Source organism: Kitasatospora sp. NPDC001683 (assembly GCF_053596495.1).
Genome location: NZ_JBSFGK010000076.1, coordinates 1 through 5,447, shown reverse-complemented (window position 1 = coordinate 5,447; position 5,447 = coordinate 1). Strand labels below are relative to the sequence as shown.

Sequence of the window (5,447 nt, the reverse complement as noted above, 5' to 3'; positions counted from 1 at the left end):
CCCACCGGCGTCGCGGTCAGCCCCGACGGGCTGCACGCGTACGTGACCAACAACGGTGACAACACCGTCAGCGTGATCGCCACCGCCACCAACACCGTCACCGCCACCATCACCGTGGGTGCCGCGCCCACCGGCGTCGCGGTCAGCCCCGACGGGCTGCACGCGTACGTGACCAACAACGGTGACAACACCGTCAGCGTGATCGCCACCGCCACCAACACCACCGTGGCCACCATTCCCGTGGGAACCGGGCCGTTCGATGTGGCGATCACTCCCGACGGACTGCACGAGTACGTGACCAACAACAGCGCCAACACCGTCAGCGTCACCGACACCGTTCCCTTCACTACCGCCACCGCCCTCGCCTCGGCCCCCGATCCGTCGGTGTTCGGCCAGGCCAAAGTGCTGACTGCCACGGTCACCTCCGTGGACGGCATCCCGACGGGGACGGTGTCGTTCTTCGACGGTGTGACCCTGCTGGGCACCGCCACCCTCGTCGCGGGCGTGGCCACGTTCACCACGTCCACCCTCAGTGTGGGCAGTCACGCGCTGACCGCCGTCTACGGCGGAGACACTGCCTTCAGTGGCTCGACCTCGCCGGTGGACACCCAGACGGTGAACGCGGCCGACACCACAACGGTGTTGACGTCCGCGCCCGATCCGTCGGTGTTCGGCGAGCCTAAGGTGCTGACTGCCACGGTCACTTCCGTGGCCGGCGTCCCGACGGGGACGGTGTCGTTCTTCGACGGTGTGACCCTGCTGGGCACCGCCACCCTCGTCGCGGGCGTGGCCACGTTCACCACGTCCACCCTCGGCGTCGGCAGCCACGCGCTGACCGCCGTCTACGGCGGCGACACCGCCTTCAGTGGCTCGACCTCGCCGGTGGACACCCAGACGGTGAACGCGGCCGACACCACAACGGTGTTGATCTCGGCGCCCGATCCGTCGGTGTTCGGCGAGCCTAAGGTGCTGACTGCCACGGTCACTTCCGTGGCTGGCGTCCCGACGGGGACGGTGTCGTTCTTCGACGGTGTGACCCTGCTGGGCACCAGTACCCTGGACCCCAGTGGCGTGGCCACGTTCACTACCTCCGGCCTCAGTGTGGGCAGTCACGCGCTGACCGCCGTCTACGGCGGAGACACCAGCTTCAGTGGCTCGACCTCGCCGGTGGATACCCAGACGGTGAACGCGGCCGACACCACAACGGTGTTGATCTCCGTGCCCGATCCGTCGGTGTTCGGCGAGCCTAAGGTGCTGACTGCCACGGTCACTTCCGTGGCCGGCGTCCCGACGGGGACGGTGTCGTTCTTCGACGGTGTGACCCTGCTGGGTACTGGCACCCTCGTCGCGGGCGTGGCCACGTTCACCACGTCCACCCTCGGCGTGGGCAGTCACGCGCTGACCGCCGTCTACGGCGGCGACACCGCCTTCAGTGGCTCGACCTCGCCGGTGGATACCCAGACGGTGAACGCGGCCGACACCACAACGGTGTTGATCTCCGTGCCCGATCCGTCGGTGTTCGGCGAGCCTAAGGTGCTGACTGCCACGGTCACTTCCGTGGCCGGCGTCCCGACGGGGACGGTGTCGTTCTTCGACGGTGTGACCCTGCTGGGCACCAGTACCCTGGACCCCAGTGGCGTGGCCATGTTCACTACCTCCGGCCTCAGTGTGGGCAGTCACGCGCTGACCGCCGTCTACGGTGGCGACACCAGCTTCAGTGGCTCGACCTCGCCGGTGGATACCCAGACGGTGAACGCGGCCGACACCACAACGGTGTTGATCTCCGTGCCCGATCCGTCGGTGTTCGGCGAGCCTAAGGTGCTGACTGCCACGGTCACTTCCGTGGCTGGCGTCCCGACGGGGACGGTGTCGTTCTTCGACGGTGTGACCCTGCTGGGCACCAGTACCCTGGACCCCAGTGGCGTGGCCACGTTCACTACCTCCGGCCTCAGTGTGGGCAGCCACGCCCTGACCGCCGTCTACGGCGGAGACACCAGCTTCAGTGGCTCGACCTCGCCGGTGGACACCCAGACGGTGAACGCGGCCGACACCACAACGGTGTTGATCTCGGCGCCCGATCCGTCGGTGTTCGGCGAGCCTAAGGTGCTGACTGCCACGGTCACTTCCGTGGCTGGCGTCCCGACGGGGACGGTGTCGTTCTTCGACGGTGTGACCCTGCTGGGTACTGGCACCCTCGTCGCGGGCGTGGCCACGTTCACCACGTCCACCCTCGGCGTCGGCAGCCACGCGCTGACCGCCGTCTACGGCGGAGACACCAGCTTCAGTGGCTCGACCTCGCCGGTGGATACCCAGACGGTGAACGCGGCCGACACCACAACGGTGTTGACGTCCGTGCCCGATCCGTCGGTGTTCGGCGAGCCTAAGGTGCTGACTGCCACGGTCACTTCCATGGCTGGCGTCCCGACGGGGACGGTGTCGTTCTTCGACGGTGTGACCCTGCTGGGTACCGGCACCCTCGTCGCGGGCGTGGCCATGTTCACCACGTCCGGCCTCAGTGTGGGCAGTCACGCGCTGACCGCCGTCTACGGTGGCGACACCGACTTCAACGGATCGACCTCACCCGTCGACACCCAGACGGTGAACGCGGCCGACACCACAACGGTGTTGACGTCCGTGCCCGATCCGTCGGTGTTCGGCGAGCCTAAGGTGCTGACTGCCACGGTCACTTCCGTGGCCGGCGTCCCGACGGGGACGGTGTCGTTCTTCGACGGCGTGACCCTGCTGGGCACCGGCACCCTCGTCGCGGGCGTGGCCACGTTCACCACCTCCGGCCTCGGCGTGGGCAGTCACGCGCTGACCGCCGTCTACGGCGGAGACACCAGCTTCAGTGGCTCGACCTCGCCGGTGGATACCCAGACGGTGAACGCGGCCGACACCACAACGGCGCTCACCTCGGCGCCCGACCCGTCGGTGTTCGGCCAGCCCAAGGTCCTCACCGCTACCGTCACCGTGGTGGCTCCGGGTGTCGGCGTCCCGACGGGGACGGTGTCGTTCTTCGACGGCGCGACCCTGCTGGGCACCGGTACCCTGGACCCCAGTGGCGTGGCCACGTTCACTACCTCCGGCCTCAGCGTGGGCAGTCACGCGCTGACCGCCGTCTACGGTGGCGACACCGACTTCAACGGATCGACCTCACCCGTCGACACCCAGACCGTGAACGCGGCCGACACGACAACGGCGCTCACCTCGGCGCCCGATCCGTCGGTGTTCGGCGAGGCCAAGGTGCTGACCGCCGCGGTCACCGTGGTGGCTCCGGGTGTCGGCGTCCCGACGGGGACGGTGTCGTTCTTCGACGGCGCGACCCTGCTGGGCACCGCCACCCTCGTCGCCGGCGTGGCCACCTTCACCACCTCCGCCCTCAGCGTCGGCAGTCACGCCCTGACCGCCGTCTACGGCGGAGACACCAGCTTCAGCGGCTCGACCTCACCGGTGGACACCCAGACCGTGAACGCGGCCGACACGACAACGGCGCTCACCTCGGCGCCCGATCCGTCGGTGTTCGGCGAGCCTAAGGTGCTGACCGCCGCGGTCACCGTGGTGGCTCCGGGTGTCGGCGTCCCGACGGGGACGGTGTCGTTCTTCGACGGCGCGACTCTGCTGGGTACCGGCACCCTCGTCGCGGGCGTGGCCACGTTCACCACCTCCGGCCTCGGCGTGGGCAGTCACGCGCTGACCGCCGTCTACGGCGGAGACACCAGCTTCAGCGGCTCGACCTCGCCGGTGGATACCCAGACGGTGAATGCGGCCGACACCACAACGGTGTTGACGTCCGTGCCCGATCCGTCGGTGTTCGGCGAGGCCAAGGTGCTGACCGCCGCGGTCACCGTGGTGGCTCCGGGTGTCGGCGTCCCGACGGGGACGGTGTCGTTCTTCGACGGCGCGACCCTGCTGGGCACCGGCACCCTCGTCGCGGGCGTGGCCACGTTCACCACCTCCGGCCTCGGCGTGGGCAGTCACGCGCTGACCGCCGTCTACGGTGGCGACACCGACTTCAGCGGCTCGACCTCGCCGGTGGATACCCAGAACGTGAATGCGGCCGACACCACAACGGTGTTGACGTCCGTGCCCGATCCGTCGGTGTTCGGCGAGCCTAAGGTGCTGACCGCCGCGGTCACCGTGGTGGCTCCGGGTGTCGGCGTCCCGACGGGGACGGTGTCGTTCTTCGACGGCGCGACCCTGCTGGGTACCGGCACCCTCGTCGCGGGCGTGGCCACGTTCACCACGTCCGGCCTCAGTGTGGGCAGTCACGCGCTGACCGCGGTCTACGGTGGCGACACCGCCTTCAGTGGCTCGACCTCGCCGGTGGACGCCCAGACGGTCACCCCCGCCGGTACCGTCACCGTCCTTACCTCGGCGCCCGATCCGTCGGTGTTCGGCGAGCCTAAGGTGCTGACCGCCACGGTCACCGTGGTGGCTCCGGGTGTCGGCGTCCCGACGGGGACGGTGTCGTTCTTCGACGGCGCGACCCTGCTGGGCACCGGCACCCTCGTCGCGGGCGTGGCCACGTTCACTACCTCCGGCCTCAGTGTGGGCAGTCACGCGCTGACCGCGGTCTACGGTGGCGACACCGCCTTCAGTGGCTCGACCTCGCCGGTGGATACCCAGACGGTGAACGCGGCCGACACCACAACGGTGTTGACGTCCGTGCCCGATCCGTCGGTGTTCGGCGAGCCTAAGGTGCTGACCGCCGCGGTCACCGTGGTGGCTCCGGGTGTCGGCGTCCCGACGGGGACGGTGTCGTTCTTCGACGGCGCGACCCTGCTGGGTACCGGCACCCTCGTCGCGGGCGTGGCCACGTTCACCACCTCCGGCCTCGGCGTGGGCAGTCACGCGCTGACCGCCGTCTACGGCGGAGACACCGACTTCAGCGGCTCGACCTCACCGGTGGACGCCCAGACGGTGAATGCGGCCGACACCACAACGGTGTTGACGTCCGTGCCCGATCCGTCGGTGCTCGGCGAGCCCAAGGTGCTGACCGCCACGGTCACCGCCGTCGCTCCGGGTGTCGGCGTCCCGACAGGGACGGTGTCGTTCTTCGACGGCGCGACCCTGCTGGGCACCGCCACCCTCGTCGCCGGCGTGGCCACCTTCACCACCTCCGCCCTCAGCGTCGGCAGTCACGCCCTGACCGCCGTCTACGGCGGAGACACCGACTTCAGCGGCTCGACCTCACCGGTGGACGCCCAGACGGTGAACGCGGCCGACACCACAACGGTGTTGACGTCCGTGCCCGATCCGTCGGTGTTCGGCCAGGCCAAGGTGCTGACCGCCACGGTCACCGTGGTGGCTCCGGGTGTCGGTACCCCGACGGGGACGGTGTCGTTCTTCGACGGCGCGACCCTGCTGGGCACCGGTACCCTGGACGCCGGCGGCGTGGCCACGTTCACCACCTCCGGCCTCAGTGTGGGCAGTCACGCGCTGACCGC

Annotated in this window: 1 protein-coding gene; it reads left to right on the top strand. The window is 69.4% G+C overall.

Translation table 11 applies throughout. The features are described 5' to 3' along the window. Positions 1-5,447: Ig-like domain repeat protein (locus ACWCYO_RS30770; protein ID WP_449786034.1), on the top strand; the 5,447-nt coding region annotated here is incomplete at both ends.